This is a genomic window from Novosphingobium sp. 63-713 (assembly GCF_001898925.1).
GTDB lineage: Bacteria > Pseudomonadota > Alphaproteobacteria > Sphingomonadales > Sphingomonadaceae > Novosphingobium.
This window is the reverse complement of sequence record NZ_MKVS01000047.1, coordinates 154,281-179,395: the sequence shown is the minus strand read 5'-3', so window position 1 is coordinate 179,395 and position 25,115 is coordinate 154,281. Positions and strand designations below refer to the sequence as shown.

The following is a 25,115-nucleotide window of genomic DNA, read 5'->3' as shown; positions in this document are numbered from 1 at the left end:
GCATGATTGCTCCGGGTGAAACGATCGGCATTCTGGGTGGCGGCCAACTGGGCCGAATGATGGCCTTTGCCGCCGCCCGTCTTGGTTATCGCGTGCATATCTTTGCGCCCGAGGCCGACAGTATAGCGGCTGAGGTCTGCAGCCGCTTTACCTGTGCGGATTATACCGACGAGCCGGCGCTGGCGCGCTTTGCGGCGGATTGCGCGGTCATCACCTATGAGTTTGAAAATGTGCCGGTTGCGCCTTTGGCGGCAGTGGGGGACACGCCCCTGCTGCCTCATCCCCGCGCGCTGGAAACGGCGCAGGACCGGCTCAGCGAGAAGAATTTCGTCAAGGCGCTGGGCGGGCGTCCGGCGCCTTTCATGGCGGTGGACGGAGCTGAGGATCTGGCCCGCGCCGTGGCCGAGATCGGCGCGCCGGGCATTTTGAAAACCCGCCGCGACGGCTATGACGGCAAGGGGCAATGGCGGATCAAGAGCGAGGCCGATCTGGCCGGGCTGGATCTGCCGCCTCAGGCGCTGATCTATGAAGGTTTCGTCACCTTCTTTGGCGAATTCTCCGTGATTCTGGCCCGCGCCGCCGATGGCAGCGTCAAGTTTTGGGACAGCGCGGAAAATGTCCATGTGAACGGCATTCTCGACACATCGACCGTGCCCGCCAATGCAGCGATTCTGGCGCAGGTGCCCGAGGCGCGCGCGCTGGCGCAGAAGGTGGCCGAGGCGCTCGATTATGTCGGCGTGCTGACGCTGGAATTCTTTGCCACTAACGATGGCCCGGTGTTCAACGAAATGGCGCCCCGCGTCCATAATTCGGGCCACTGGAGCATCGAGGGCGCGCTCACCAGCCAGTTCGAGAACCATATTCGCGCCGTCTGCGGCCTTCCGCTGGGGCTGACCACGCTGGCAGTGCCGGGCGCGCGGATGCTCAATCTGATTGGCGACGATGCCCATGACTGGGCGGAAATTCTGGCCGATCCGGCCAACCACCTGCATCTCTATGGCAAGGCGGCGGCGCGGCCCGGGCGCAAGATGGGCCATGTGACCCGCCTGATGCTGGGATAATGACACGCATCACCTTTGTTGTGGCCCGCGCGGCCAATGGCGTGATCGGCGCGGATGGCACAATGCCATGGCATTTGCCCGCCGATCTGCGCCACTTCAAGGCCAAGACCATGGGCAGGCCGATGGTGATGGGGCGCAAAACCTTTGAATCCCTGCCCGGATTGCTGCCCGGCCGCCGCCACATCGTGCTGACGCGCGATGCGACGTGGGAAGCCGCAGGAGCCGAGGTGGCGCCTGATCTGGACGCCGCGCTGGCATTGGCAGGCGATGTGGAGGAAGTCTGCGTGGTGGGCGGAGGGCAGATCTATACCCAGTTCATGCCCATCGCCAACCGAATCGAATTGACCGAAATCGACGCCAGCCCCGAGGGCGACACCCATTTTCCCCTGACGATCGGCCCCGAATGGGTCGAAACCGTCCGCGAAGAGCATGCTGCCCAAGAGGGCAGACCGGCTTTTGCCTTTGTCACGCTGGAAAGGGCGGGATAGGCGCTTTTTTCCATGATCCGTCTCGATTCCCGTCAGCCCATTCCCGAAGCCTTGCGCGGCGCCATCATCGCGCTGGGCAATTTCGACGGTTTCCATCTGGGCCATCAGGCCGTGGTGGGCGAGGCCCTGCGCTGGGCCCGCGCCGAGGGGCGGCCCGCGATTGTCGCCACGTTCGATCCCCATCCGGTCGAGTTTTTCGCCCCCGGTTCGCCTGCGTTCCGCCTCTCCACGCTGGAGCAGCGCGAGGAATGGTTTGCGCAGGCCAGGGCCGACGCCATGCTGGTCTTCGCCTTTGATGCCGCCATGGCGGCCAGCAGTGCGCATGACTGGGTTTATGACGTGTTGGGCCGTCAGTTGGGCGCGGCGGGCGTGGTGACGGGCGAGGATTTCACCTTTGGCAAGGGCCGCTCGGGCTCGGTGGCCACGCTGCGCGAGATGGGGGCCAAAATCGGCCTTGGCGCGCGGGCTGTGGGCGCAGTGACGGAAGGAGGCGAGATCGTCTCCTCCAGCCGCATCCGCCGCGCACTGACCTCGGGCGACATTGCGCTGGCCACGCGCCTGCTGACGCGCCCCTTCGCCATGCGCGCCGCCGTACAGCATGGCGACAAGCTGGGCCGGGAAATCGGCTTTCCCACGGCCAATATGGCGCTGGGCGACTATCTGCGGCCTGCCTATGGGATTTACGCGGTAACGGGGCGCCTGCCCGACGGGCGCGTGCTGAAGGGTGCGGCCAATATCGGTATCCGGCCTCATTTCGATCCGCCCAAGGAATTGCTCGAACCGCATTTCTTCGACTTCTCCGGCGACCTCTATGGGCAGGAGATCGAGATCGGGTTTCATGCGTTTTTGCGCGCTGAAGCGAAGTTTGATTCCCTCGATGCGTTGATCGCGCAGATCGGGCGGGATTGTGATGAGGCGCGGAAGGTTTTGGAGGGGGTTTAAGATGCGAGGGTCTAGACCCTCGCGCTCCCTTTACTGTCTTTGTTGCGCCAAGGGGTCGGCGTCAGGTATCGGACGCAGCGGCTGAATTTTTAAAGCCTGCGGCGCGGATAGATCCGCCTTCACCGCGCCGCAGGCTTTAAAAGCGATCCACACCTCCGCCAACCAAACACCACCCCATTAATGGGATTGCAAAGGGACCGAGTCCCTTTGCCCGCCGGAGGCATAACCCCCTCCAAACCCAACAAAAACCCCCACCCAACCGGGCAGGGGTCTTTTAAACCAATGACAACCCGCGATTACTGGCGCGGCGGGGTCTTGGCCTGCGCTTCGCGGCCATCGCCTTCGGGGGCGGCCACGATGGTGCGGGTGACATCGCCCTTGTTGGCAGTGGCGGTCTTGGGATCGGCCACGGTCGAGCGGATCGAGGCATCGCCGGTGCCCATCTTGGCCACGGCGGCATTTTCCACGCCGCTGCGCTGGGGCGCGGGGCCGAACATGGCTTCGGTGGTTTCGACCTGACCGGGGCGGGTGTTGGGGCGCGGAGCGCCGGGCTGGGGCGGGGTCAGCGCGAAATCGGGCGGGGCGAACAGCGGCGTCTGGCGCTGGACGGCGAATTCATCGGGGCGCACGCGGTTGAACAGCCCGCCCGCGCCACAGCCGGAGAGCATCAGGCAGGTGGTGCCGGCCAGCAGGATGGCGGAAATCTTACGCATTGTGGTTCAGTTCTCCGGGGTGGACGGCGCGGCGTCCAACTTGATGTGGCCACGCTTTTTGCCCGAAAGAAAGCTCCGGGCAAGGATAATCAATACGCCGAAGGTGATGGCGACATCGGCGAGGTTGAAGATATAGAAGGGGCGGTAGGATCCGATGTGGAGATCGGCATAATCGACGACAAAGCCTTTGGCCACGCGGTCGAGGATATTGCCCAGTGCGCCGCCGAGCACGAGGCCCAGCGGGAGGATTTCGCCCATGCGCCGTTCGATAAAGATCCACACCGCCACGCCCAGCGCAATCGCCCCGGTCATCCCCACCAGCAGCCAGCGTTCAAGATCCGAACCCGCCGTCAGCAGGCCCAGCGACACGCCGTAATTTTCCGCCCAGGTGAAATTGAAGATGGGCAGCAGCGTGATCTGCTCGACGCGGGGCAGATCGAGCGGGCCGATCATCGCCCATTTGACGATCTGATCCAGCGCAAACACCACCCCCGCCACGGCAAAGCCGAGCAGGCGCGCTTTGACAGGGGAGGTTTGCGCAAGGGTGGTCATTGGGCGGCATCCATGGCGGACACAACCTGATCGCAGCGTGAACACAGGTCGCCATCCTCGGAGACCTCCGGCAGATGGCGCCAGCAGCGGCCGCATTTATGGGCTTCGGTGCGAGCCACGGCCAAAGCATCGCCGCGCACGACGCTGGCGCTGATGAACAGTTCGGCCAGATCGGCCTCGGGTGCATCAGTGGGCACCGTGACCTGCGCTTCAAGGCTGGAGCCCAGCGTCTTGTCGCGGCGCAGCGGCTCGATGGCGGCCAGCACTTCGCCGCGCAGGGCGCGCAGCGCATCCCAACGTTCCGCATCGAGCGAAACCGCCGGCACCACCGGCCATTCCAGCAAATGCACGCTGCCTTCATCGGCAAAGCGTGACTTCCATACTTCCTCCGCCGTGAACACCAGCACCGGCGCGGCATAGCGGATCAGCGCATGGAACAGGGCGTCGAGCACCGTGCGATAAGCGCGGCGCTTCGTATCCGTGGGCGCGTCGCAATAGAGCGAGTCCTTGCGGATATCGAAGAAGAAGGCCGAGAGGTCTTCGTTGCAGAAGTCGACCAGACTGCGGACATAGGTGTTGAAGTCGAAAGCATCGACCGCAACCTTGAGCTCGCCATCCAGCTTGGCCAGCAGCGCGAGGATATAGCGCTCCAGCTCGGGCATGTCCTCAACCGGCAGCTTTTCAGCATCGGTAAAGCCGTCGAGCGCGCCCAGCAGATAGCGGAACGTGTTACGCAGCTTGCGATACTGATCCGCGACGCCCTTGAGGATTTCATCGCCGATGCGGTGATCCTCGGTGTAATCCACCGACAGCGCCCACAGACGGACGATATCCGCGCCGTAAGTCTCCATGACCTTGAGCGGATCGACCGTGTTGCCAAGGCTCTTGGACATTTTCATGCCCTTGGCGTCCATGGTGAAACCATGGGTCAGCACCGCCTTGTACGGCGCATGGCCGCGCGTGGCGCAGGATTCGAGCAGCGAGGACTGGAACCAGCCGCGATGCTGGTCGCTGCCTTCGAGATAAAGGTCAGCGCGGGGGCCGCGATAGCCCTCGGGGCGCAGCAGGTCGGGCCAGCGGCCGCTTTCCATCACGAAAGCATGGGTGCTGCCGCTGTCGAACCACACGTCGAGAATGTCGGTGACGCGCTCGTAATCCTCGGCGTTGTAATCGGCGCCCAGAAATTCCTGTGCCCGCGCCTCATCCCATGCGTCGACGCCTTCCTCGCGGATGGCGGCGATGATGCGGGCGTTGACCTCCTTGTCGACCAGATATTCGCCGGTCTTGCGATCAACGAACAGCGTGATCGGCACGCCCCATGCGCGCTGGCGCGAAAGCACCCAGTCGGGGCGTCCCTCAACCATGGCGCCGATGCGGTTGCGGCCCTTTTCGGGCACGAAACGGGTCTGGGCGATGGCATGTTTGGCACGCTCGCGCAGCGTATCGGGCGAGAGGATGGTGGCCAGATCGAACATGTCGTCGGCCTCGCTCAGCGGCGCCAGATCCTTGTCCATCGGCACGAACCACTGCGGCGTGCAGCGGAAGATCACCTTGGCCTTGGACCGCCACGAATGCGGATAGGAATGCTTGTAATCGGCCGAGGCCGCCAGCAAACCGCCCTCTTCGCGCAGCGCGGTGCAGATCGGGCCGTCGGGCGCGTTGAACTTGGGGTTGATGACGCTGCCTTCGCCGCCCAGCCACGGCCAGTCGGCGCGATATTTGCCGTCACCCTCAACCGCAAAGACCGGATTGATCTTGTTGGCCTTGCACAGCAAAAAGTCGTCCTCGCCATGGTCGGGCGCCATATGGACAAAGCCGGTGCCCGATTCGACGGTGACGAATTCACCGGCCAGCAGCGGGCGCAGCTTGGTGAAGAACTCACTGTCAGGGAAGCGCGCGGCCATCGGGTGGCGCGCCTTGGCCCCGTTCAGCACCGGCCCCTTCACATACATCAGGAAGTCATAGCCATCCTCGTCGATGCGCTTCAAAAACGACTCGATCAGGGGCTCGGCAATCAGATACTTCTGATCGCCCACGCGGATCTGCGAATAATCGATCGCGCGACCAAAGGCCAAAGCCTGATTGGTCGGGATGGTCCAGGGCGTGGTGGTCCAGATCACCACCTTGGTGCCGACCAGCTCGGGCGCGGCGGGCACTTCGACCAGTTCGAAGGCCACATCGACCTGCGTGCTGGTGATGTCCTCATACTCGACCTCGGCCTCGGCCAGAGCGGTCTTTTCGACCGGGCTCCACATCACCGGCTTGGCGCCGCGATAAAGCTGGCCCGACTGAGCAAACTTCAGCAATTCGCCGACGATGGTCGCCTCGGCCTGAAAATCCATGGTCAGATAGGGATTGTCCCAATCGCCATTAACGCCCAGACGCTTCAACTGCTCGCGCTGCGCATTGACCCAGGTCTGCGCATAGGCGCGACATTCGGCGCGGAATTCGCGCGGGGGGACCTCGTCCTTGTTCTTCTTCTTCTTGCGATATTCTTCCTCGACCTTCCACTCGATGGGCAGGCCGTGGCAATCCCAACCGGGCACATAAGGCGCGTCCAGGCCCTTCAGGCTCTGCGTGCGCACCACCATGTCCTTCAGGATATGATTGACCGCATGGCCCACGTGAATATTGCCATTCGCATAGGGCGGACCATCGTGCAGAATGAACTTCTCACGCCCCGCGCGGGCATCGCGCAAGGCTCGGTACAGATCCTGCTCCTGCCACCCCTTCAAAATGCCCGGCTCCTTCTGCGGAAGGCCGGCCTTCATGGGGAAATCAGTCTTCGGCAGGAAGACGGTGGGTCGAAAATCGCGTTTCTCGGTCATGACGGCGCAGGCCTTAGCGATTCGGCAGGATTTCCGCAAATCTTGATGATGGTGGGGGGTGCGATTTGATTTTTGCCTCCGGCGGGCAAAGGGACTCGTCCCTTTGCAATCCCATTATGGGGTTGTGCGTAGTTTGCCATCAGGGTGGGTTGGAGGATGTGTGAAAGCCTGCGGCGCGGCGAACTCATACCTGTCCGCGCCGCAGGCTTTCAATTTTCAAACGCCGCGTTCGACACCCATCGGCCGAACCATATACGCAACACGGACAGTAACGGGAGCGCGAGGGTCTAGACCCTCGCATCTAAACTCCCTTAACCTTCTTCCAAAACCTCAACCCTGCTCGCCAGCAATTTATCAATCTTGCGCCGATCCATATCGACAATCTCCCAGCGCCAGCCCTGATCAACGAAATGATCGCCCTCCTTGGGCAAACGCTTCAGGATCGACAGAGCATAGCCCGCCACGGTGGCATAATCGCGCGTTTCGGGCACTTCGATGCCAAAGCGGTCGCCCAGCGAATCGGCGGGCAGGGCGCCAGAGATCAGCAGCGAGCCATCCTCACGCGTGACCACCAGCGGGCTGTCACCTTCGTCCTGATAGGAGGCGAAATGGCCCGCGATGGCCGAGAGCAGGTCAGCGGGGGTAACGATGCCTTCGAGATGGCCATATTCGTCATGCACCAGCGCCATCGACAGGCCGGAATTTTGCAGCACGCGCAGCGCATCCATCGCGTCGATCTGGTCGGGCACGATTTCGGCCTTGTGGATCAGGCTTTCCAGATCCAGCGGTCCGCCGGCCAGCAATTGCGCCAGCACCTCGCGCACCTTGATGACGCCGACGATATTGTCGACCGCGCCATCGGTCACGGGCAGCAGCGAATGCGGGCTTTCGGCAATGGCGGCGCGCACGTCCGATTCGCTCGCCCCGCGTTCGATCCAGTCCATTTCGGTGCGCGGCGTCATCACCTCGCGCACGGGGCGTTCGGCAAGGCGCATGATGCCGGTCATGATCGCGCGCTCCTCCTCCTCGATCACGCCCGAGCGCGTGGCCTCGGCAAAGACGAGGTGGATTTCCTCGGCGGTCACCTGCTGCTCCTCGCCGGTTTTCACCCCGATCAGGCCAAGGATCGCATCGGAGGACACGCGCAGCAGCCAGACCAGCGGCGCCGTGGCCCGCGCCATCATGGCCATGGGCGGCGAAGCGATGATCGCGATCCGTTCGGCATGGGCCAGCGCCACCTGTTTGGGCACCAGTTCACCGATGATCAGGCTGACAAAGGTGGTGAGCCCCAGCACCAGCACGCTGGCCAGACGGTCGGCATAGGCCAGCGGGATGCCCCAATGCGCGATGCGTTCGGCCACAGGGGTCGACAGGCTGGCCTCGGAAAAGGCGCCCGTGACCACGGCGACCAGCGTGATGCCGATCTGCGCGGTGGAAAGCAGCTTGCCCGGATCCGCCGTCAGATCAAGCGCGGCCTGCGCGCCCCGGTTGCCGCGATCGGCCAGCACCCGCAATTTTGCCGTGCGCGCCGAAACAATTGCCAGCTCCGACATGGCAAACACGCCATTGAGGACAATAAGCCCGCCAATGACAAGTACATCTATCCAGGGAAAGGGTGTCACAAGACCATCCCTAGCAGCTTTGTTCGCAAAGGCGAAGGGGGCGCGCGAAGAGCCAGGCAAACAAATGCCGATACAAATCTGTTACAAATCCTTGGCGGGCGCTGTTCAGCAATGCTAGATTCAGCCGTCCCGGTCCAAACGCGGCCCATACGGACAGCATTGGCCGCCATGCGCGGCCAGTCAACCATGGAGAGATTTTCATGACCAAAGCACGCCTTGCCACCGCCGGGATCGCCGTTGCCGCGCTGCTGGCGACTTCGGGTTGCGTGACCGATCCCAACACCGGACAGCAGAAAGTGTCGCGCACCGCCATTGGCGCGGGCGCGGGCGCGCTGGGCGGCATGTTGCTGGGCGGGCTGATCGGGGGCGGCACGGGCCGCATCATCGGCGCAGGCATCGGCGGCGTCGCGGGCGGCGCCATAGGCTATGAACGCGACAAGCAGATCAAGCAGTTGCGCGAACAGACGGCGGGCACCGGGGTGGACATCCGCCCGTCCGACGATGGCCGCTCGATCATGCTCAGCCTGCCTGACGGCGTGACCTTCGACACCGGCTCCTATATGCTTCAGCCGCATTTCCGCCCCACGCTGGACAAGATCGCGCAGAGCCTGAAGGATTATCCCAACAGTCTGATCGACGTCTATGGCCACACCGATTCCACCGGCAGCGCCCAGTTGAACCAGACGCTGTCGGAAAATCGTGCGCGCACGGTGGGCGATTATCTCGGCACGCAGGGCGTGTCGCAGGCGCGCATCCGCACGCAGGGCTATGGCGCGACCATGCCGGTGGCCGACAATGCCACGCCCGAGGGCCGCGCGAAAAACCGCCGCGTGGAAATCAAGATCGTGCCGATCACCCAGGAACAGGTGAACGCCGCGCGCGGTCAGTAAAACGGGAATTTGGGCGGCGGGATTATCCTGCCGCCCGAACCGTCACGTTCAGGCCCGTTTCGGGCGTATAATCCAGCCGGTTATAGCTGGGCAATGTGGCCCTTGTGCGCTCGGACAAAGTGCCAGCGCCGATGATGCGGATAGGGCCGTTTTCGGTTTCGACATTCAGGTCGAAGGGGTCATGCACATGGCCCGAGAGCACCGCGCTCACCCCTGCGCCCGCCAGCGCCGCCAGCGCCCGCCGCCCGCCACGCGTCGATCCCGTGCCATGCGTATCGGCATCGACCAGCGGATGATGGCAGGCCGCCAGCTTCAACCCCTGCGCGCCCTCAAGACGGCGCAGCGCCGCATTGAGGGCAGGCTGTTTCACGCAGCCCTTCGACCAGTTGATCCGCCATTGCGCCGGCGTCACCGTGGGCAGCGAGGCCAGCGTCACATCGCCCAGCGGCAGGTCCGAATGCGCCCGCGCCCGCAACGCCTCAAACCGGGCAAAGGGGCGGCGCAAACGGCTCACCATCTCCCAGTAATAAGGCATATCGTGGTTGCCCGGCTCGATGCTGACCGGAATGCCAAGGCCAAGCAGATATTCGCCCGCCGCGTCGAATTCGCGCACGGTGCCGCGCATCGTCAGGTCGCCGGTGCAGATCACCGCGTCGGGCTTTTCCTGCGCAATCTCCTGTTTGAGCCAGTCGAGAGCGGCGCGGTCCTCGGCGCCGAAATGCAGGTCGGAGATGTGGAACAGGATGGCCATGGGGGAAGGGGTTAGGGGAATTAAGGGAGAAATGCGAGGGACTAGTCCCTCGCGCTCCCATTACTGTCTGCGTTGCGCCACGGGTTCGGCGGAGGGGTGTCGGACGCACCGTTCGACATGAAAAAGCCTGCGGCGCTTTTATGTAGCGCCGCAGGCCTTCATTTCATCGCCCGATCCGCATCGCTGCAAACCACGCGCAACCCATTAACGGGATTGCAAAGGGACAAGTCCCTTTGCCCGCCGGAGGCAAAAAACCTTAGACCAACAACCCCTCAGCCGCGATCTTTTCCTTCCACACCAACGGGGCGAGCTGGTGGACATTCTTGCCCTCGGAATCGACCGCGACCGTCACCGGCATATCCTCGACAGTGAATTCATAGATCGCTTCCATGCCCAGATCGGCAAAGCCCACGACCTTGGATTCCTTGATCGCGCGGGCGACGAGATAGGCCGCGCCGCCGACCGCCATCAGATAGGCACTCTTGTGGTTGGCGATGGATTCGGTCGCCTTGGGGCCGCGCTCGGCCTTGCCCACGCTGGCCAGCAGGCCCAGGTCGAGCATGAGGTCGGAGAAGCTGTCCATGCGGGTGGCGGTGGTGGGGCCGGCGGGGCCGACGACTTCTTCGCGCACGGGGTCGACGGGGCCGACATAATAGATCACGCGGCCTTTGAAATCGACGGGCAGCTCCTCGCCCTTGGCCAGCATGTCCTTGATCCGCTTGTGCGCGGCATCGCGGCCGGTCAGCATCTTGCCGTTGAGCAGCAGGCGGTCGCCCTGCTTCCAGCTCTGCACTTGCTCGGCCGTCAGCGTGTCGAGATTGACGCGCTTGGCCGCCGCATCGGGGGTCCAGTGAACCTGCGGCCACTGATCCAGCTTGGGCGTTTCCAGATACGAAGGCCCGCTGCCGTCCAGCGTGAAGTGAGCGTGGCGCGTGGCGGCGCAATTGGGGATCATCGCCACCGGCTTGCCCGCCGCGTGGCAGGGGGCGTCCATGATCTTGACGTCGAGGATCGTGGCCAGACCGCCGAGACCCTGCGCGCCGATGCCCAGCGCGTTGACCTTGTCAAAGATCTCGATGCGCAAAGCTTCCAGATCGTTCTGCGGCCCGCGCTGCTTGAGCTGGGCCATGTCGATCTGTTCCATCAAAGCCTTCTTGGCCAGCAGCACGCAATGTTCGGCCGTGCCGCCGATGCCGATGCCCAGCATGCCCGGCGGGCACCAGCCAGCACCCATCTGGGGCAGCATTTCCAGAACCCAGTCGACGATCGAATCCGACGGGTTCATCATCTTGAACTTCGACTTGTTTTCGGACCCGCCGCCCTTGGCCGCCACGTCCACATGGATCTTGCTGCCCTTGACCATGTCGACATGGAGAACGCAGGGCGTGTTGTCGCGCGTGTTGCGGCGGGTAAAGGCCGGATCGGCCAGCACCGAGGCGCGCAGCTTGTTGTCGGGGTTGTTATAGGCACGACGCACGCCTTCATCGACAACTTCCTGCAGGCTCATCTCGGATTCCAGAATGCAGTTCTGGCCCCATTGGATGAAGACGTTGACGATGCCGGTGTCCTGACAGATCGGGCGATGACCTTCGGCGCACATGCGGCTGTTGGTCAGGATCTGGGCGATGGCGTCCTTGGCGGCGGGGCCCTGTTCGGCCTCGTATGCGTCGCCCAAGGCGCGGATATAGTCCATCGGGTGATAGTAGCTGATATATTGCAGCGCATCGGCCACGCTGTCGATCAGATCCTGTTCCTTGATGGTCACCAATTCGGCCATGGGGCGCTCCTTCGCTCTGGGCCTTGGGCCACAAGGGAAGGGGGGCCAAGGCGCATTCGTATGATCGGTTGGGGCGGTCCATAGGCATGATTGCCCCCCTTCGCCAAGGGTAAAGCGGCGGTTATGACAAAAGTCGGTGCCGCTTGTGGTGAAATTGCCCGGATTCCCGTGTCAAAGCGCTTGGCTTTGGCGGGGCGTTTGCCCTAGAAGCGCGCGCGATAAATGAACACAGGTCTGGCCTATTGCATTACTGTGTTATGTATGTAATACGGCCTTGGTCAAGGATTGTGATGGCATGAGCGAAATCCACTACGCACCCCAAGGCGCCGAGGCAGGCACCGCCCGCCGCGCCATGATCGACAGCCAGCTGCGCACTTGCGGCGTGAATGAGCCGTGGGTGCTGTCGGCTCTGGCCAGTGTCGCGCGTGAGGATTACGTGCCCGCCGCCAACCGTGCGGCCGCCTATATCGACCGCGCCGTGCCGCTGGGCAATGGCCGCGCGCTGCCCGCGCCGCTGTTCCATGGCAAGGTGCTGGGCGCTGCCGAACCAACCGAGCAGGACAAGGTTCTGGTCGTGACGGCGGGCAGCGATTACCTCGCCGCCGTGGTCGCGCGCCTTGCGGGCAGCGTGGACAAGGTGGACGCCGCCGATCTGGCCAAGGGTCTGCCGGGCACCGGCTATTCGCTGATCCTGATCGACGGCGCAGCGGGCGAAGTGCCTGCTGTGCTGAGCGATGCGCTGGCCGCCGATGGCCGCATCGTCACGGGTCTGGTCGACAAGGGCGTTTCGCGTCTGGCGCTGGGCCGCAAGGTGGCGGGCGCCGTATCCTATATCACGCTGGCCGATCTTGGCATTCCCGCGATTGCCGAACTGGCCGCGCCCAAACACTGGAGTTTCTGATGATCGATGGCCGGGTAACGCGCAAGCTTCTGCTTTTGGGGTGCCCGGCCATGGTTCTTGTGGCGCCGATGCTCCATGCCGAGGATCTGCGCAGCGCGCTGGCCGCAACCTATGCCAGCAACCCCACCCTGCTGGGCGCCCGCGAGCAATTGCGCGCCGCCGATGCGGGTGTGCCGCTGGCGCGGGCCGATGGCCTGCCCTCGCTGAACGCCACGGCCAATGAAACCGAATATGTCCGCCAAAATACCGCTTCGACCACCGATATGCCGCGCATGGTCACGGCGGTCGGCACGCTGACGGTTCCGCTGTACAGTGGGGGCGGGGTGAAAAATGCGATCCGCGCCGCCGACACGCGGGTGATCGCCGGGCGCAACGATCTGCGCTCCACCGAGGCTGGCGTGTTTACGCAGGCCGTCACCGCCTATCTGGATGTGATCCGCACCGAGGCCATCGTGCGGCTTAATCGGGCGCAGGTGCAGACGCTGGTGACCAATCTGAAGGCCACCAGCGACCGGTTTCAGATCGGCGATGTGACCAAGACCGACGTGGCGCAGTCGCAATCCCGCCTGGCCGTGGCGCAGGGCAATCTGCGCAGCGCCGAGGCCAGTCTGGTGCAGGCGCGCGAAACCTATATCCAGATCATCGGCCATGAGGCGGGCGAATTGACCCCGCCGCCGCCTTTGCCCGCTTTGCCCGCGACGCCCGATGACGCGGTCGGTCTGGCGCTGGATGCCAACCCGGATCTGGCCGCCGCGCGCGAGCGCAGCAAGGCCGCGGGCTTTGACAGCGATGTGGCCCGCGCCGCGCGTCTGCCCAAGGTCAGCATGATCGCCAATGGCAATTATACTGATTATCTGGGCCAACTGGCGCTGCGCGGCAATTTTCCTTTCCCCATCGCCCAATCAGCGGCGACGGCCGATGTGAGCATCCGCGCGACGATCCCGCTCTATCAGGGCGGGCGGCCCAGCGCCCAGATCAAGCAGGCGCAGGCCCGCGAAGGGCAGGCGCTGGACACCGAAATCGCCACCGAGCGGCAGGTGATCGCCAATGTGCGGGCCTCTTTTTCCAATTATCGCGCCGCCAATGAAATCATCACCGCCAGCCAGACGGCGGTCGAGGCGGCCGAACTCTCGCTGCGCGGGGTGAAGGCGGAGAACAGCGTGGGCAACCGCACCGTGCTGGATATTCTCAATGCCGAACAGGAACTGGTCAACGCGCAGGTGCAATTGGTGACCGCGCGGCGCAATGCCTATGTGGCGGGCTTCTCGCTGCTCTCGGCCATGGGGCGGGTATCGGGCAAGGATCTGGGGCTGGATGCCGGCACGCTGTATGACCCGGAAATCCACTATCGCGAAGCGCGCGGAACGCTGAGCGACTGGGGCGTGGACAAGGTGCAGGGCGCGGGCCAACCCACGCGCACCGTTGACACACCCGCCCAGAACGGTTCAACATTTGGCAATTGAGGGCCGGTTTCGGCGATAATGCGATTTTCAGGGGCACATAGAATGCGCGCACAGGGCGAACCTTCGGTCGAGGAAATCCTTGATTCGATTAAAAAAGTGATCGCGCGTGACAATCGTGTCCCTGCGGGTGCGCCGCGTTTGAACGTGGCCGAATCGCATGACGACGATGTGCTCGATCTCGCTGATTCGGATCAGTATTTTCACGAGGAACCCACCCCGACAGGCCCCGCTGCCGACCTCATCAGCGAGCCGGCGATCTCCTCGATGCGCGAATCTCTGGCCGCTCTGGCCATGATGTCGCAGCCCAGCAGCCGCCCCCAGATCGTGCGCAGCGGCGAAACTTCGCTCGAAGGGCTGGTGGCCGATCTGCTCAAGCCCGCGCTGCGCGAATGGCTGGACCAGAACCTGCCCGCGATGGTCGAGCGCATGGTCGCCGCCGAAATCGCAAGGATCGTCGGCAAGAAGGGCTAATATCTAGCTCTTCCGCCTTTGTCCTGATAGGGCAAGGGCATGGCCAAACCTGATCCCGCCCTGCTCGATCCCGCCGGTTACCCGCATATGTGCGAGGTGACTACCCGTTATGCCGATCTGGACCCCAACAACCACATCAACAATGTGGCGATGGCGGCGATCATCGAGGACGCCCGCGTGCGTTTCCATATGGCCAGCGGTTTTGCCAAGGCGATCCCGGCGGGGGCGCAGACGATGGTCGTCTCGCTGACCATAGATTATCTGGCGCAGGCCCATTATCCCCATCCGCTGGTGATCCATTCGGGCCTTTCGGCGGTGGGCGAGCGCAGCTTGCGCCTGCGCCATCTGCTGACGCAAAATGGCCGCCCGGTGGCGCTGGCCGAGGCGGTGGCGGTGCATGTGGTGGACGGCAAGGCAGCCCCCTTGCCTGAAGGGCTGCGCGAGACGATTGAGGCTTGGAAATGTCGGTAAAGCCTGAGGAACTCGCGCTGGCGCAGGCCGCGCTGGCCAAGGCCGGGGCCGCCGCGCCGGGCGGGGTTCAGCGCCACATCTTCCTCTGCGCCGAGCCGCAAAAGGGCGAATGTTGCACCCCGGCGGTGGGCAGCAAGGCATGGGCCTATCTGAAAAAGCGGGTCAAGCAACTGGGCCTGACCGAGGCGGGTGTGATGCGCAGCAAGGCCGATTGCCTGCGCGTGTGCTTTGCCGGGCCCGTGGCGGTCGTCTATCCCGATGGCGTCTGGTATCATTCCTGCACCGAGGAAGTGCTCGAACGCATCCTTCAGGAGCATATCATCGGCGGCGTGCCGGTCGAGGATTACCGGCTCAGGTCCTGATCGTCCTTCGGGCCTTCGCTCACTTCCTCGTCATGTCCGCTGTTGTTGGACAGAAACACCAGCCCCATCAGCGCCGACATCAACAGCATCGCAAACGAGATCCCGATCGCCACCGCGATATAGAAATGCGGGCTGACCATCCCCTCCTGCTTGTACAGCACGGTCAGCGCGCCGATCACCGTGGTCATCGTCACCAGAAACATCCAGCGCATGATGCGGCGAAACCGCGCCCATGCGGCCGCCGCCGTGGCCGTGTCGGAAAAGGGAGATCGGTTGGTCATCGCGCGCCTTCATGCGCCTTTGCCCGCCATGTTTCAAGCCGCGCGCTAGAGCGTGGCGCATGGGTGACAGTTAACGGGCCAAGAGCCAAAACCCGCGCAATTCCCCACTTTTCACGGGGGAGGGCCTATGTCATACTCATACAAATAGACAAAAACCCGCCAAAAGGGGGAGATGGAGGAAATATGTCGATTGCTCGTTTGATCGAAGGCCGCGACGTCAATATCGTCGGCTGCACCGTCTCGATGAAAGTGCGCGATGCCATCGCTTTGCTGGCGGACAAGAGGATCGGCGCGATCCCTGTGCTCGATGGCCATGCCATCGCAGGGATCTTTTCCGAACGCGATGTGATCTCGCGCCTCAATGAACATGGCCCCGCCTTGTTCGACATGCTGGTGGGTCAGGTGATGACCTCGCCCGCGATCACGGTCGACCCGGAAACCTCGGCGCTTGAGGCACTTGGCCTGATGACCCGCCGCCGCATCCGCCATTTGCCGGTGCTGCGCGAAGGGCGGATGGTCGATTTCATCTCCATCGGCGACCTTGTGAAATACCGGATCGACCGCATTCAGGGCGAAGCCGATGCCCTGCGGGATTACATCCAGATGGCCTGATCGCTGCCTTCTGGATTGATGGGTGCGCGCCCGCCTTGCGAGTGGACGGGCGCGCGCCTACATTGGGGCCATGACTGACACCGCCCCCACCATCGCCCTCAGCCCCTCCGCCGCCGCCCGAGTCGCGTGGATCGCGCAGAAACAGGGCAAACCGGCGGCTCTGCGCCTCTCGGTCGAGGGGGGCGGCTGCTCGGGCTTCCAATATCGCTATGGCCTGGCCGAAAGCGTCGAGGCCGATGACACTGTGGTCGAAACCGACGGCGTCAAGCTGGTGGTTGATTCGGTCAGCCTCGATCTCGTTTCGGGCTGCGTCGTCGATTATGTCGAGTCGCTGGGCGGGGCGGCATTCAAGGTCGAAAATCCCAATGCCGTGGCCGGGTGTGGGTGCGGGTCCTCGTTTGCGGTTTGAGGTTAGGGGTTAAGAGTTAGAGGTGCCTCCGGCGGGCAAAGGGTCTCGACCCTTTGCAATCCCCATAAGGGGGTGACGCAGAGTCGGCATCGGAGCACCACGCGGCGAAGCCGCTTTCAATTATTGCCTCCGGCGGTAAGAGAAGGTGACATTGCCACCGGCACCATCCCAGTCATGGGATTGCAAAGGGTCGAGACCCTTTGCCCGCCGGAGGCACCTGAAACTTCTCTTCCCAAGGACCGCCCCACCCATGAAAATCGCCAGCTTCAACATCAACGGCATCAAGGCCCGCCTGCCGCGCCTGCTGGAGTGGCTGGAGGAAACGCAGCCTGATGTCGCCTGCCTTCAGGAGATCAAGACGCAGGACGAGGGCTTCCCGGCCGATGAGTTTGAAAAGATCGGTTATCAGGCGATCTGGCACGGCCAGAAGGGCTTTAACGGCGTGGCGATCCTGGCGCGGGGCGAAAAGCCGGTCGAGACCCAGCGCGGCCTTGCGGGGGAGCCTGAGGATGAACACAGCCGCTATATCGAGGCCGAGGTGAGGGGGGTGCGGATCGCGGGCATCTATCTGCCCAATGGCAATCCGCAACCGGGGCCGAAATTTGATTACAAACTGCGCTGGATGGAGCGTCTGCGCGCCCGCATGGCCGAATTAAAGGCGCTGGAAATCCCCGCCATCGTCACCGGCGATTTCAACGTCATCCCCACCGATGCCGACATCTGGAACCCCAAGGCGATGGCGGACGATGCGCTGATGCAGCCCGAATCGCGCGATGCCTATCTGCGCCTGCTGCATGACGGCTGGACCGATGCGATCGCCACCCATAACCCCAATGGCGGCGTGTGGACCTATTGGGATTATCAGGCGGGCGCATGGCAGAAGGACCATGGCTTCCGCATCGACCATGCGCTGCTCTCACCCGAGCTGGCGGACCGGCTGGTGGCCTGTGGCGTGGACAAGGCGCATCGCGGCCGGGAAAAGGCCAGCGACCATGCGCCCGTCTGGGTCGAAATCCGCGACTGATTGCTGCTCTAGGCTTTATTGACCGGGGGCAGGGGGTCCGTGCTGCGCGGCCTCTGCCTTGGCCTTGGCTTCGGCTTCCGCCTGCTTCTGCTTGCGGGCGAAATAGGCCTTTTCCTCGTCCTCGACATCGGACTGGGTGCGGGCGGCTTCATCGTCGATCTTGCCAAGGCGCTTTTCGCGCTCGGCCTCGATCATCTTGGAAAACTGCACGTCGCTCGACTGCTTGCGCTCGGCATAGGCGTTCTTGATGAATTGCGAGACGCAGCCCGTCTGCCCGCCCGCACCCACCGGCGAACAGCTTTGCGCGCCCGATGCGCCCACGCGTTCATAGGCGATCACCTTGTTGTTCCAGGATTCGTTCTTGGGCCCACCGGTGTTCTCGCGGAACGGCTCGGGGATGCGATAGCGCTCGCTCTCGGCCTTGCGGGCGCAGACGGTGATTTCATCGCCCTTGCCCTGCGGACAGGCATCGTCGCCAAAGATGATGACCATGTTGACCCGCTCGCCCCCCGGCGCGGTGATCTGCGTGCCGGTCGGCTGGGCTTGGGCGGCGTTCTGTTGGGCGGCAAGGGCCGGAGCAGCCATGCTCAAAACCGCAGAGAGGGTGAGAATCGGGCGAAACATGGCAACAGGCTCCTCATGCGTTTGGCGGCATTATAGGCTGCCACAGCCCTTGGCGATAGCGGGTGAATGCTAGCTGAAGTTAGCCATCCCCGGCTTGAGCCAGAACAATTTAGATACGTTCCGACAGTTTGATGGCGAAACGACACCCCAACCGGATCGCCCCCGACAGCAGCGGATAGGCGGGCGCACGCTCAGCTCCATTGGCAAGGGCGGTGTCGCGATGCTCGCGCTCGTCATCGCGCGCCTTTTCGATCAGGCCCGCCAGTTCGGGGTCCTCATCGCCCAGCTCTGCCAATTGCTCGGTATAATGCTTGTCGATCTCGGTCTCGATGGCCGCGGTGCAGGCCATGGCCGCCTCCGGCCCGATCAGCGCGGTGGCCGCGCCCAGCGCAAAGCCTGCGACATGCCAGATCGGCTGCAGCACCGTGGGCCGCCCCTGCCGCTCGACGATCAGCCGGTCGAACCATGCGCGATGATCGACCTCTTGCGCTTCCATCTCGCGGATCTTGGCCGAATGCGGCCCGCGATCGCCCATCACCGCCAGTTGCCCGGCATAGATGCGCACCGCGCCATATTCGCCCGCCTGATCGACGCGCACCATCCGCTTTACGCGCTCTGAAACCGCCATCTCAACGCTCCTTGCGCGCCATCAGCGCGAAAACCACCAGCGCTGCAGCGCCCGAAATCAGGAAATCATACCCGGCCATCGAAATGCCCATCAGCTTCCACTGCACCACATCGCAGCGGATGACCGGCGCCGCCATGATCGCGGCCAAAGGATCACCGCCATTGGAAAAGCTGACCGTGGTGGTGCATTCGGTCAGCCCCTTCCACCAGCCATATTCGACGCCCGCATGGTATCCGCCAATCGCCGAGGCCGCCGCCAGAGCCAAACCCGAAAGCGCCACGAACAAACGCTTCACCGGCAGCACGAATGCCGCCACCGCCAGCCCCAGCGCCGCGAAATGGGCATAACGCTGCCACCAGCACATTTCGCAAGGCACAAGGCCCCCGATATACTGAAACCCATAGGCCCCGCCCAGCAGCGCCAGCGGCACCGCCAGAGCGACCAGATTGGCCTTGCCCAGATTCTTCATCTCACTTGCCCTTTGCCGCCAGCGTCGCCGTGCGATTGATCGTCTGCAGCGCATACCACAGCTGGAAATCCTTGATGCCCTTCTCGGTCAATTCCTCGGGCGTCATTTTGAAGCGCGGATCGGGATTGTTGTCCTTCTCCAGCTTCTTGTCGTCCACGCCCTTTTCATTGACCAGATGGCGGCGCAGATCGCTCTCGCGCAGGGCTTTTTCGCTGCGCTTGCGCGCATCGGGGTCGGAAATCTGGGGCACGCGGATGTCGGGTTCGATCCCGCCTTCCTGCACGCTGCGGCCCGAAGGCGTGTAATAGCGCGCCGTGGTCAGTTTCACCGCATGGGCGCTGTCGATGGGGATCATCGTCTGCACACTGCCCTTGCCAAAGCTGCGCTCGCCCATGATCAACGCGCGATGCTGATCCTGCAGCGCGCCCGCAACGATTTCCGAAGCGCTGGCCGAACCGGCATCGATCAGCACGATCACCGGCAGGCCCTTGACCAGATCGCCGGGGAAATAGGTCTCGGCGCGATAGACCGCATTCTCGCCCGCCTGACGCCCGCGCTGCGACACCACCGTGCCGCCGCTCAGGAACAGGTCGGAGAGGGCCACCGCCTCGTCCAGCTCGCCGCCCGGATTCGAGCGAAGATCCAGCACCACGCCGGTCATCCGGTTGCCCGAGGCCGCGCGCTGCTTCTGGATCTGTTCAAACACCAGACGGCCCACGTCATGGCTGAATTCATTGACGGTCACCACCGCCACATTGCCTTCCAGCTTGCTCGTCACCGGCTCCAGCGTGATGACCGCGCGGGTCAGCGTCAGGTCAAACGGCTCCTCGCGGCCGGGGCGATAGATGGTCAGCTTGATCTGGGTGCCTGCCGCGCCGCGCATCTTGGCCACCGCATCGTCCAGATCGCCGTCCACGATGAACTTGCCGTCCAGATGGGTGATATAGTCGCCCGCCTTGACCCCCGCCTGTTCGGCCGGGCTGCCGCGCATCGGGCTGACCACCTTGACCGCGCCATCCTCCTGCACCACCGAAATGCCAAGGCCTGCATAGCCCCCGTCGATCATCGTGCGCAGCCGCTCAAGACTGGCCCCGTCGAGATAGGAGGAATGCGGATCGAGGCTGGAGAGCATCCCGTCAATCGCACCCTTGACCAGTTTCTCGTCATCGGTCTGATCGACGTAATGCGCCTTGATCAGGCTGTAGACCGTATAAAGCCGGGCAAATTGCGGCGCCACGCGGCCATCCACCGCCGCCAGACCCGCTGTGCCCACCGGCACCATCGCCACCGCCCCCAGCAAAAGTCCGGCGCGGGCAAGAGTGGCTAAACGTGAACGCATGGGGGGCCTTTCTGGATAATCACGGGGGAATCTAGCCCGGTTGGGCGCACAATGCCAGATGCCCAATGTTGCAAGATTTAATGGTGCAGTTGATCAAGCGGGTTTACCGGTCGGCCATCCCGGCGCAATTCCAGCGTAATCTGCGGCCGCCCGCCGCCCGCCGCGCCCAAGGGCGATCCGGCCACGACATTGTCGCCTACCTGCGCCGAAATGCGCTCAAGGCCAGTGATCAGGCTGGTGAAACCGCCCGGATGATCGATGATGATGATCTGGCCATAACCGGCAAAGGGTCCGGCAAAGGCGATCCGCCCGCCCGATGGCGCCACCACCTGCGCCTGGGCGCGGACGGACAGAGTGATCCCGCGCGCGGCTGTTCCACGTGAAGCATCGCCAAAGCCGGACACCAGCCGCCCCGTCACCGGCAGCAGGAAATCAGGGAGCGCCGTGGGCGTCGGGCTGGGCGAGGGAGCATAGGCCGCCTCATTGACCATCTGCCCCACCCCTGCCGAGCCTGGCGCAGGGCGCAGCACCGGGCCGGGCAGCGCCGCCAGACGGTCGCGCAGCGCCGCGGCCTGCTCCAGCCCATCGAGCAATCCGCCCAGATCGCGCGCCTTTTCAGCCAGAGCCAGCGCGCGTTCGGCCTCGCGGCTTGCCCCGCCATTGGCTTCGCGCGCGGCCTGACGCTGGCGAGCCTCCATCGCACCCAGATCGCGGCGGCGGGTGCCCAGCGCGGCGATTTCGCCATGGAGCGCGGCTTCTGCCGCCTTGGCCTGTTCCTGCAGCGCGCGGGCGCGGGCCAACTCGCTGCGCAAGGCGGCGGTGCGGCGCTGAACCTGCGGCAACATGCTCTCCAGAAGGGCCCGCGTATGCACGCTGTCGGCCAACGAACCGGGGCGCAGCAGGGCCACCAGCGGCGGGCGGCGCGACAGGCGCTGCAAAGCCCCGGTCAGTTCGACCAACGGCTTTTGCCTTTGCGCCAATTGTGCGCGCAATTCTCTGCGCTGTGTTTCGATGATGCGGATGCGCGCCTCGTCGGCCACGATCTGGGCCTCGGCCTCCTGAATCCGCGCGGCCAGAGCGGCGGCTTCCTTGGCGGCCTTGTCGGCGGCGGCGGTGGCCTGCTGGGCGTCATGGTCCAGCCTTTCGGCCCGCGCGCGCGCCTGCCCGGCCTGCGCCTGCGCGGCGGCCAGATCGCGGCGCGTCTGGGCCGGATCGTCCAACCCCTGCGCCCCGGCCGCACTGGCCAGCAAGGGGGCCAGCAACGCCGCCATCAGCAAGACCCCAGCCCGCATCCGTCAATTCGCCCGGTGATAGGGGTGGCCCGACAGGATCGCGGTGGCCCGCCACAATTGTTCGGCCAGCATCGCGCGCGCCATCAGATGCGGCCATGTCATCGCGCCAAAGGCGATCAGCAGATCGGCGCCTGCGCGCCCGTCATCGCCATGCCCATCGGCCGCGCCGATTTCAAAGCGCACCTCACGCACGCCATCATCGCGCCAACGCCCCAGCATCGCGGCAAATTCTTCCGAAGAAAGCTGGCGCCCGCGCTCGTCGAGCAAAACGCGGCGGGCAGGGGTGGCAAGGGCGGGAATCGTACCGCCCCGATCCGGCAATTCGGTGTGTTTCACCGGCCAGCTAATCCGCTTCAGATAACGGTCCAGCATGTCTCCTTCGGGCGAGCGGGCAATCCGCCCACGGGCCAGTATATGCAACAGCATCGTGCCGACCCGTCCTTTTGCCGCGCCCCCGAAAAGCCTGATCAGTTCTGAAAATCAGGCCGCACCGCTGGGTCCGTCAAAGCCCCACATGCGTTCCAGATTGTAGAAATTGCGCACTTCGGGACGGAACAGATGGACGACAATATCGCCAGCATCGATCAGCACCCAATCCGCCGCGGGCAGACCTTCGATGCGGACATGGCCAAAGCCGCCATGCTTGATACGCTCGGCCAGATGCTGGGCCATCGCGGCCACCTGACGCGTGGAACGGCCCGATGCGATCACCATGTGATCGGCCACCGAGGTCTTGCCTTCCAGCGGGATGGAGACAATTTCCTGCGCCTGATCGTCGTCAAGCGATTGCAGGATCAGCGCATGCAGCGAACCGGGAATGGATTCGGGCAGCGTTGAAACGGGTTTCGCCGCCGGGATGGCGGTCGAAGGGGTGATAGGTTCGGGCATGTAAGTCAGAATAACTCCTCTCTGGTGGCAGGCCCGATCCGGCTGGAGACGGGGTGCCAGAATGATCAATGTGGAACGCTTTAGGCCGCTTCGCGCCGCATCATGCCCGTCCCCACGGGGCAATTTTGCGGCGAGTCAGGCCATCGCGCAGTGATGATGCAATCGCCCCCTGCGCCCACGCCGGATTGGCCTGCCGGATGGCGGTGGCCGAACGGGGATCGGGGTCGAAACGCAACAGCACCAGCCTTGGCGCGCTCCATCCAGCCGGCTTTTTCAAACTGGCCGCAGGCCGCCGGAATCGGCCCAGCCAGGCCATCGCCGGACCGGCAACAGCGCCGCTATCATAGCCCGGACGCGCCACAACCGCAATCGGCATAGCGCGGGCGATATCGCGCCAGCGCCGCCAGCGGTGAAATTGCGCCAGATTATCGGCGCCCATGATCCACGTGAAACATTTCGTGGGCCAGCGGCGGCGAATCCGCGCCAAAGTATCAACAGTATAGCGCGTGCCCAACTCTCGCTCGATGGCCGAGACGCGGATCGGGGCGCGCCGCGCCATAGCCCGGGCCGAAGCGACGCGGGCGGGCAAGGGGGCCATGCCCGCCTGCGGCTTCAACGGGTTTCCCGGAGACACCAGCCACCACACCTCATCCAGCCCCAGCGCGGCAAGCGTCATGAGGCTGATGCGGCGATGGCCCCCATGGGCGGGATTGAAGCTCCCGCCCATAAGGCCGATGCGATGCGCAGGCGTTTTCAGGGGCGAACCTGCCCGGTTCCGCGCACCTGCCACTTATAGGTGGTCAGCCCTTCCAGAGCGACCGGGCCGCGCGCGTGCAGACGCCCGGTGGCGATGCCGATTTCCGCGCCAAGGCCGAACTCGCCGCCATCGGCAAATTGCGTGCTGGCGTTGACCATCACAATCGCGCTGTCCACGCGCTGAAGGAATTCCTCAGCAGCAGCGGCGTCAGCCGTAATGATCGCGTCGGTGTGATGGCTGGAATGGCGGGCGATATGGTCAATCGCCGCCTCCAACCCATCGACCACGGCCACCGAAAGGATCGCGTCGAGATATTCGGTATCCCAATCGGCCTCGCTGGCGGGCAGGATGCGGGGATCGAGCGCGCGGGCGCGGGCGTCGCCGCGCAATTCGCAGCCCTTGTCGAGCAAAGCGCGGACCACCGCCACCGAACCGGGGAAGGCAGCATCGAGCAGCAGCGTTTCCATCGAACCGCAAATGCCGGTGCGGCGCATCTTGGCGTTCACCGCGATGGACAGCGCCATGTCGGGATCGGCCGCGCTGTGAACATAGGTGTGGCAAATACCGTCCAGATGCGCGAGCACGGGCACGCGGGCGTCATCCTGCACCCGCTGCACCAGCGACTTGCCCCCGCGCGGCACGATCATGTCGATCAGCCCCGCCGCCGTCAGCATCGCGCCTACCGCCGCGCGGTCCTGCGTCGGCATCAATTGCACCGCCGCCTCGGGCACGCCCGCGCTGACCAGACCCTGCACCATCGCGGCGTGGATCGCGCGATTGGAATGCACCGCCTCGCTGCCCCCGCGCAGCAGCGCGGCATTGCCCGAACCGATGCAGAGCGCGGCCGCGTCCGCCGTCACATTGGGGCGGCTTTCATAAATAATGCCGATCAGGCCGACAGGCACACGCACCCGCGCCAGAACGAGGCCATTGGGGCGCTCGTCCTGCGAAATCACCTCGCCCACGGGATCGGGCAGACCGGCCACCGCCGCCACCGCATCGGCAATCCCGGCCAGACGGCCCACATCCAGCCGCAGCCGGTCGAGCATCGCGCCCGACAGGCCGCGCGCCGCGCCTGCGGCCATATCCTGCGCATTGGCCTCCAGAATCGCCGGTGCCGCCGCGCGCAGAGCCTCCGCCGCGGCCAGCAGCGCGGCTGCCTTTTGCGGGGTGGTCATGCGCGCCAGCACGACCTGCGCCGCGCGGCCAGCCTTGGCCAGACGCGCGACCAGCGCTTCGGGCGTTTCGGTTTGGGCGGATTCAAGAGTTTGCGTATCAGACATGCGCGGCCCTTTAACAGACTTGCGCCGCCCTGTCAGTATCAGCGTTTACGCCGCTTTTTCAGTTCGGCCAGCAGCGCGCGCTTTGCCCCGTCCGACATGGTGGGCCATGCCGCAATCTCGTCGCCGCTGCGCCAGCATCCGGCGCAAAGCCCGCGCGTGGGGTGAATGCGGCAAACGCCATTGCAGGGAGAAGCGGGGGATTTCATGCCGCGCCCAT

At 64.2% G+C, this 25,115-nt stretch carries 29 protein-coding genes; 12 read left to right on the top strand and 17 right to left on the bottom strand.

The window, feature by feature from the left end; all coding sequences use genetic code 11:
• The first annotated feature begins 2 nt into the window (after positions 1-2).
• The 3 genes from BGP00_RS19285 to BGP00_RS19275 are packed head-to-tail and all read left to right on the top strand — an operon-like array spanning position 3 to position 2,491.
• Positions 3-1,061 carry a 5-(carboxyamino)imidazole ribonucleotide synthase gene (locus BGP00_RS19285; RefSeq protein WP_168603273.1) on the top strand — a complete coding sequence of 353 codons (1,059 nt, stop codon included), beginning with the start codon at positions 3-5 and terminating at the stop codon, positions 1,059-1,061.
• Positions 1,061-1,549 (top strand): dihydrofolate reductase, encoded by a 489-nt coding sequence (locus tag BGP00_RS19280; RefSeq protein ID WP_292688230.1) that lies wholly within the window; start codon positions 1,061-1,063, stop codon positions 1,547-1,549. Before BGP00_RS19285 ends, BGP00_RS19280 begins: the two co-directional genes overlap by 1 nt.
• Positions 1,550-1,561: 12 nt before the next feature.
• Complete coding sequence (locus tag BGP00_RS19275; protein ID WP_292688228.1) at positions 1,562-2,491, top strand: bifunctional riboflavin kinase/FAD synthetase; 930 nt, start codon at positions 1,562-1,564, stop codon at positions 2,489-2,491.
• Between the two features lie 296 nt (positions 2,492-2,787).
• Here BGP00_RS19275 and BGP00_RS19270 read toward each other — a convergent pair whose 3' ends face one another.
• The 4 genes from BGP00_RS19270 to BGP00_RS19255 form a co-directional block, all read right to left on the bottom strand.
• Positions 2,788-3,204, bottom strand: coding sequence for a DUF3035 domain-containing protein (locus BGP00_RS19270; protein WP_168603271.1), 417 nt, complete (start codon positions 3,202-3,204; stop codon positions 2,788-2,790).
• Between the two features lie 6 nt (positions 3,205-3,210).
• Complete coding sequence (lspA, locus tag BGP00_RS19265) at positions 3,211-3,756, bottom strand: signal peptidase II (RefSeq protein ID WP_168603270.1); 546 nt, start codon at positions 3,754-3,756, stop codon at positions 3,211-3,213.
• Positions 3,753-6,584: an isoleucine--tRNA ligase gene (gene ileS, locus BGP00_RS19260; protein WP_292688224.1), complete on the bottom strand. Its 2,832-nt coding sequence runs from the start codon at positions 6,582-6,584 to the stop codon at positions 3,753-3,755. Before ileS ends, lspA begins: the two co-directional genes overlap by 4 nt.
• A gap of 311 nt (positions 6,585-6,895) precedes the next feature.
• Entirely contained in the window at positions 6,896-8,206 is a 1,311-nt protein-coding gene (locus tag BGP00_RS19255) for a hemolysin family protein (RefSeq protein ID WP_168603268.1), read from the bottom strand.
• A 200-nt stretch (positions 8,207-8,406) separates the two neighbouring features.
• On the opposite strand from BGP00_RS19255, the gene BGP00_RS19250 reads away from it, so the two are divergent.
• Positions 8,407-9,096, top strand: coding sequence for an OmpA family protein (locus BGP00_RS19250; protein WP_168603267.1), 690 nt, complete (start codon positions 8,407-8,409; stop codon positions 9,094-9,096).
• A 22-nt stretch (positions 9,097-9,118) separates the two neighbouring features.
• Here BGP00_RS19250 and BGP00_RS19245 read toward each other — a convergent pair whose 3' ends face one another.
• Positions 9,119-9,847, bottom strand: a complete 729-nt coding sequence (locus tag BGP00_RS19245) for a metallophosphoesterase (RefSeq protein ID WP_168603266.1) — start codon at positions 9,845-9,847, stop codon at positions 9,119-9,121.
• Positions 9,848-10,103: 256 nt separating this feature from the next.
• Positions 10,104-11,624, bottom strand: a complete 1,521-nt coding sequence (locus BGP00_RS19240; RefSeq protein ID WP_292688221.1) for a fumarate hydratase — start codon at positions 11,622-11,624, stop codon at positions 10,104-10,106.
• 295 nt (positions 11,625-11,919) lie between these two features.
• On the opposite strand from BGP00_RS19240, the gene BGP00_RS19235 reads away from it, so the two are divergent.
• The 5 genes from BGP00_RS19235 to BGP00_RS19215 are packed head-to-tail and all read left to right on the top strand — an operon-like array spanning position 11,920 to position 15,292.
• Entirely contained in the window at positions 11,920-12,525 is a 606-nt protein-coding gene (locus BGP00_RS19235; protein ID WP_292688219.1) for a protein-L-isoaspartate O-methyltransferase, read from the top strand.
• Positions 12,525-13,988, top strand: coding sequence for a TolC family outer membrane protein (locus tag BGP00_RS19230; RefSeq protein ID WP_292688217.1), 1,464 nt, complete (start codon positions 12,525-12,527; stop codon positions 13,986-13,988). The genes BGP00_RS19235 and BGP00_RS19230 overlap by 1 nt, the downstream gene beginning before the upstream one ends.
• Before the next feature lie 42 nt (positions 13,989-14,030).
• Positions 14,031-14,459, top strand: a complete 429-nt coding sequence (locus BGP00_RS19225; protein WP_168603263.1) for a DUF2497 domain-containing protein — start codon at positions 14,031-14,033, stop codon at positions 14,457-14,459.
• 39 nt (positions 14,460-14,498) lie between these two features.
• Positions 14,499-14,930 carry a thioesterase family protein gene (locus BGP00_RS19220; RefSeq protein WP_292688215.1) on the top strand — a complete coding sequence of 144 codons (432 nt, stop codon included), beginning with the start codon at positions 14,499-14,501 and terminating at the stop codon, positions 14,928-14,930.
• Positions 14,921-15,292 carry a (2Fe-2S) ferredoxin domain-containing protein gene (locus BGP00_RS19215; RefSeq protein WP_168603261.1) on the top strand — a complete coding sequence of 124 codons (372 nt, stop codon included), beginning with the start codon at positions 14,921-14,923 and terminating at the stop codon, positions 15,290-15,292. The genes BGP00_RS19220 and BGP00_RS19215 overlap by 10 nt, the downstream gene beginning before the upstream one ends.
• On the opposite strand, the gene BGP00_RS19210 is transcribed toward BGP00_RS19215, so the two are convergent.
• Positions 15,274-15,573 (bottom strand): hypothetical protein, encoded by a 300-nt coding sequence (locus BGP00_RS19210; protein ID WP_292688213.1) that lies wholly within the window; start codon positions 15,571-15,573, stop codon positions 15,274-15,276. The two genes, BGP00_RS19215 and BGP00_RS19210, sit on opposite strands and share 19 nt — an antisense overlap.
• A gap of 183 nt (positions 15,574-15,756) precedes the next feature.
• On the opposite strand from BGP00_RS19210, the gene BGP00_RS19205 reads away from it, so the two are divergent.
• The 3 genes from BGP00_RS19205 (at position 15,757) to xth (ending at position 17,618) form a co-directional block, all read left to right on the top strand.
• Positions 15,757-16,185 (top strand): CBS domain-containing protein, encoded by a 429-nt coding sequence (locus BGP00_RS19205; RefSeq protein ID WP_168603259.1) that lies wholly within the window; start codon positions 15,757-15,759, stop codon positions 16,183-16,185.
• A gap of 70 nt (positions 16,186-16,255) precedes the next feature.
• Positions 16,256-16,594: an iron-sulfur cluster insertion protein ErpA gene (gene erpA, locus BGP00_RS19200; protein WP_168603258.1), complete on the top strand. Its 339-nt coding sequence runs from the start codon at positions 16,256-16,258 to the stop codon at positions 16,592-16,594.
• A 250-nt stretch (positions 16,595-16,844) separates the two neighbouring features.
• Positions 16,845-17,618, top strand: coding sequence for an exodeoxyribonuclease III (gene xth, locus BGP00_RS19195; protein ID WP_292688210.1), 774 nt, complete (start codon positions 16,845-16,847; stop codon positions 17,616-17,618).
• 15 nt (positions 17,619-17,633) lie between these two features.
• Here the strand turns inward: xth and BGP00_RS19190 are convergent, their stop codons facing one another.
• The 10 genes from BGP00_RS19190 to BGP00_RS19145 form a co-directional block, all read right to left on the bottom strand.
• Complete coding sequence (locus BGP00_RS19190) at positions 17,634-18,242, bottom strand: hypothetical protein (RefSeq protein WP_168603256.1); 609 nt, start codon at positions 18,240-18,242, stop codon at positions 17,634-17,636.
• Positions 18,243-18,351: 109 nt separating this feature from the next.
• On the bottom strand, positions 18,352-18,870 hold the full coding sequence (locus BGP00_RS19185) for a demethoxyubiquinone hydroxylase family protein (RefSeq protein ID WP_274174787.1): 519 nt from the start codon (positions 18,868-18,870) through the stop codon (positions 18,352-18,354).
• 1 nt (position 18,871) lies between these two features.
• On the bottom strand, positions 18,872-19,339 hold the full coding sequence (locus BGP00_RS19180) for a disulfide bond formation protein B (RefSeq protein ID WP_292688206.1): 468 nt from the start codon (positions 19,337-19,339) through the stop codon (positions 18,872-18,874).
• Between the two features lies 1 nt (position 19,340).
• Positions 19,341-20,678, bottom strand: a complete 1,338-nt coding sequence (locus BGP00_RS19175; protein ID WP_292688204.1) for a S41 family peptidase — start codon at positions 20,676-20,678, stop codon at positions 19,341-19,343.
• Positions 20,679-20,755: 77 nt separating this feature from the next.
• The gene (locus tag BGP00_RS19170; protein WP_292688202.1) at positions 20,756-21,949 is read right to left on the bottom strand and encodes a peptidoglycan DD-metalloendopeptidase family protein; all 1,194 of its coding nucleotides are present in this window, start codon (positions 21,947-21,949) and stop codon (positions 20,756-20,758) included.
• Positions 21,950-21,973: 24 nt separating this feature from the next.
• Positions 21,974-22,396, bottom strand: a complete 423-nt coding sequence (locus BGP00_RS19165; protein ID WP_290007487.1) for a 23S rRNA (pseudouridine(1915)-N(3))-methyltransferase RlmH — start codon at positions 22,394-22,396, stop codon at positions 21,974-21,976.
• Between the two features lie 54 nt (positions 22,397-22,450).
• Complete coding sequence (rsfS, locus tag BGP00_RS19160; protein ID WP_292688200.1) at positions 22,451-22,858, bottom strand: ribosome silencing factor; 408 nt, start codon at positions 22,856-22,858, stop codon at positions 22,451-22,453.
• Positions 22,859-22,958: 100 nt separating this feature from the next.
• Positions 22,959-23,585 carry a nicotinate-nucleotide adenylyltransferase gene (locus tag BGP00_RS19155; protein ID WP_292688198.1) on the bottom strand — a complete coding sequence of 209 codons (627 nt, stop codon included), beginning with the start codon at positions 23,583-23,585 and terminating at the stop codon, positions 22,959-22,961.
• A 26-nt stretch (positions 23,586-23,611) separates the two neighbouring features.
• Positions 23,612-24,898 (bottom strand): glutamate-5-semialdehyde dehydrogenase, encoded by a 1,287-nt coding sequence (locus BGP00_RS19150; protein WP_292688197.1) that lies wholly within the window; start codon positions 24,896-24,898, stop codon positions 23,612-23,614.
• A 38-nt stretch (positions 24,899-24,936) separates the two neighbouring features.
• On the bottom strand, positions 24,937-25,104 hold the full coding sequence (locus tag BGP00_RS19145; RefSeq protein WP_168603247.1) for a DUF1289 domain-containing protein: 168 nt from the start codon (positions 25,102-25,104) through the stop codon (positions 24,937-24,939).
• Positions 25,105-25,115 lie beyond the last annotated feature (11 nt).

Bases quoted from the DNA above. Each gene is read 5' to 3' on its own strand.
- lspA (WP_168603270.1), bottom strand. From the start codon at position 3,756: ATGACCACCCTTGCGCAAACCTCCCCTGTCAAAGCGCGCCTGCTCGGC.
- BGP00_RS19190 (WP_168603256.1), bottom strand. From the start codon at position 18,242: ATGTTTCGCCCGATTCTCACCCTCTCTGCGGTTTTGAGCATGGCTGCT.
- BGP00_RS19230 (WP_292688217.1), top strand. From the start codon at position 12,525: ATGATCGATGGCCGGGTAACGCGCAAGCTTCTGCTTTTGGGGTGCCCG.
- BGP00_RS19245 (WP_168603266.1), bottom strand. From the start codon at position 9,847: ATGGCCATCCTGTTCCACATCTCCGACCTGCATTTCGGCGCCGAGGAC.
- BGP00_RS19150 (WP_292688197.1), bottom strand. From the start codon at position 24,898: ATGTCTGATACGCAAACTCTTGAATCCGCCCAAACCGAAACGCCCGAA.
- BGP00_RS19175 (WP_292688204.1), bottom strand. From the start codon at position 20,678: ATGCGTTCACGTTTAGCCACTCTTGCCCGCGCCGGACTTTTGCTGGGG.
- ileS (WP_292688224.1), bottom strand. From the start codon at position 6,584: ATGACCGAGAAACGCGATTTTCGACCCACCGTCTTCCTGCCGAAGACT.
- BGP00_RS19180 (WP_292688206.1), bottom strand. From the start codon at position 19,339: ATGAAGAATCTGGGCAAGGCCAATCTGGTCGCTCTGGCGGTGCCGCTG.
- BGP00_RS19285 (WP_168603273.1), top strand. From the start codon at position 3: ATGATTGCTCCGGGTGAAACGATCGGCATTCTGGGTGGCGGCCAACTG.
- BGP00_RS19205 (WP_168603259.1), top strand. From the start codon at position 15,757: ATGTCGATTGCTCGTTTGATCGAAGGCCGCGACGTCAATATCGTCGGC.
- BGP00_RS19210 (WP_292688213.1), bottom strand. From the start codon at position 15,573: ATGACCAACCGATCTCCCTTTTCCGACACGGCCACGGCGGCGGCCGCA.
- BGP00_RS19155 (WP_292688198.1), bottom strand. From the start codon at position 23,585: ATGGGCGGGAGCTTCAATCCCGCCCATGGGGGCCATCGCCGCATCAGC.
- BGP00_RS19185 (WP_274174787.1), bottom strand. From the start codon at position 18,870: ATGGCGGTTTCAGAGCGCGTAAAGCGGATGGTGCGCGTCGATCAGGCG.
- BGP00_RS19250 (WP_168603267.1), top strand. From the start codon at position 8,407: ATGACCAAAGCACGCCTTGCCACCGCCGGGATCGCCGTTGCCGCGCTG.
- xth (WP_292688210.1), top strand. From the start codon at position 16,845: ATGAAAATCGCCAGCTTCAACATCAACGGCATCAAGGCCCGCCTGCCG.
- rsfS (WP_292688200.1), bottom strand. From the start codon at position 22,858: ATGCCCGAACCTATCACCCCTTCGACCGCCATCCCGGCGGCGAAACCC.
- BGP00_RS19275 (WP_292688228.1), top strand. From the start codon at position 1,562: ATGATCCGTCTCGATTCCCGTCAGCCCATTCCCGAAGCCTTGCGCGGC.
- BGP00_RS19215 (WP_168603261.1), top strand. From the start codon at position 14,921: ATGTCGGTAAAGCCTGAGGAACTCGCGCTGGCGCAGGCCGCGCTGGCC.
- BGP00_RS19220 (WP_292688215.1), top strand. From the start codon at position 14,499: ATGGCCAAACCTGATCCCGCCCTGCTCGATCCCGCCGGTTACCCGCAT.
- BGP00_RS19225 (WP_168603263.1), top strand. From the start codon at position 14,031: ATGCGCGCACAGGGCGAACCTTCGGTCGAGGAAATCCTTGATTCGATT.
- BGP00_RS19170 (WP_292688202.1), bottom strand. From the start codon at position 21,949: ATGGCGGCGTTGCTGGCCCCCTTGCTGGCCAGTGCGGCCGGGGCGCAG.
- BGP00_RS19270 (WP_168603271.1), bottom strand. From the start codon at position 3,204: ATGCGTAAGATTTCCGCCATCCTGCTGGCCGGCACCACCTGCCTGATG.
- BGP00_RS19240 (WP_292688221.1), bottom strand. From the start codon at position 11,624: ATGGCCGAATTGGTGACCATCAAGGAACAGGATCTGATCGACAGCGTG.
- BGP00_RS19145 (WP_168603247.1), bottom strand. From the start codon at position 25,104: ATGAAATCCCCCGCTTCTCCCTGCAATGGCGTTTGCCGCATTCACCCC.
- erpA (WP_168603258.1), top strand. From the start codon at position 16,256: ATGACTGACACCGCCCCCACCATCGCCCTCAGCCCCTCCGCCGCCGCC.
- BGP00_RS19280 (WP_292688230.1), top strand. From the start codon at position 1,061: ATGACACGCATCACCTTTGTTGTGGCCCGCGCGGCCAATGGCGTGATC.
- BGP00_RS19235 (WP_292688219.1), top strand. From the start codon at position 11,920: ATGAGCGAAATCCACTACGCACCCCAAGGCGCCGAGGCAGGCACCGCC.
- BGP00_RS19165 (WP_290007487.1), bottom strand. From the start codon at position 22,396: ATGCTGTTGCATATACTGGCCCGTGGGCGGATTGCCCGCTCGCCCGAA.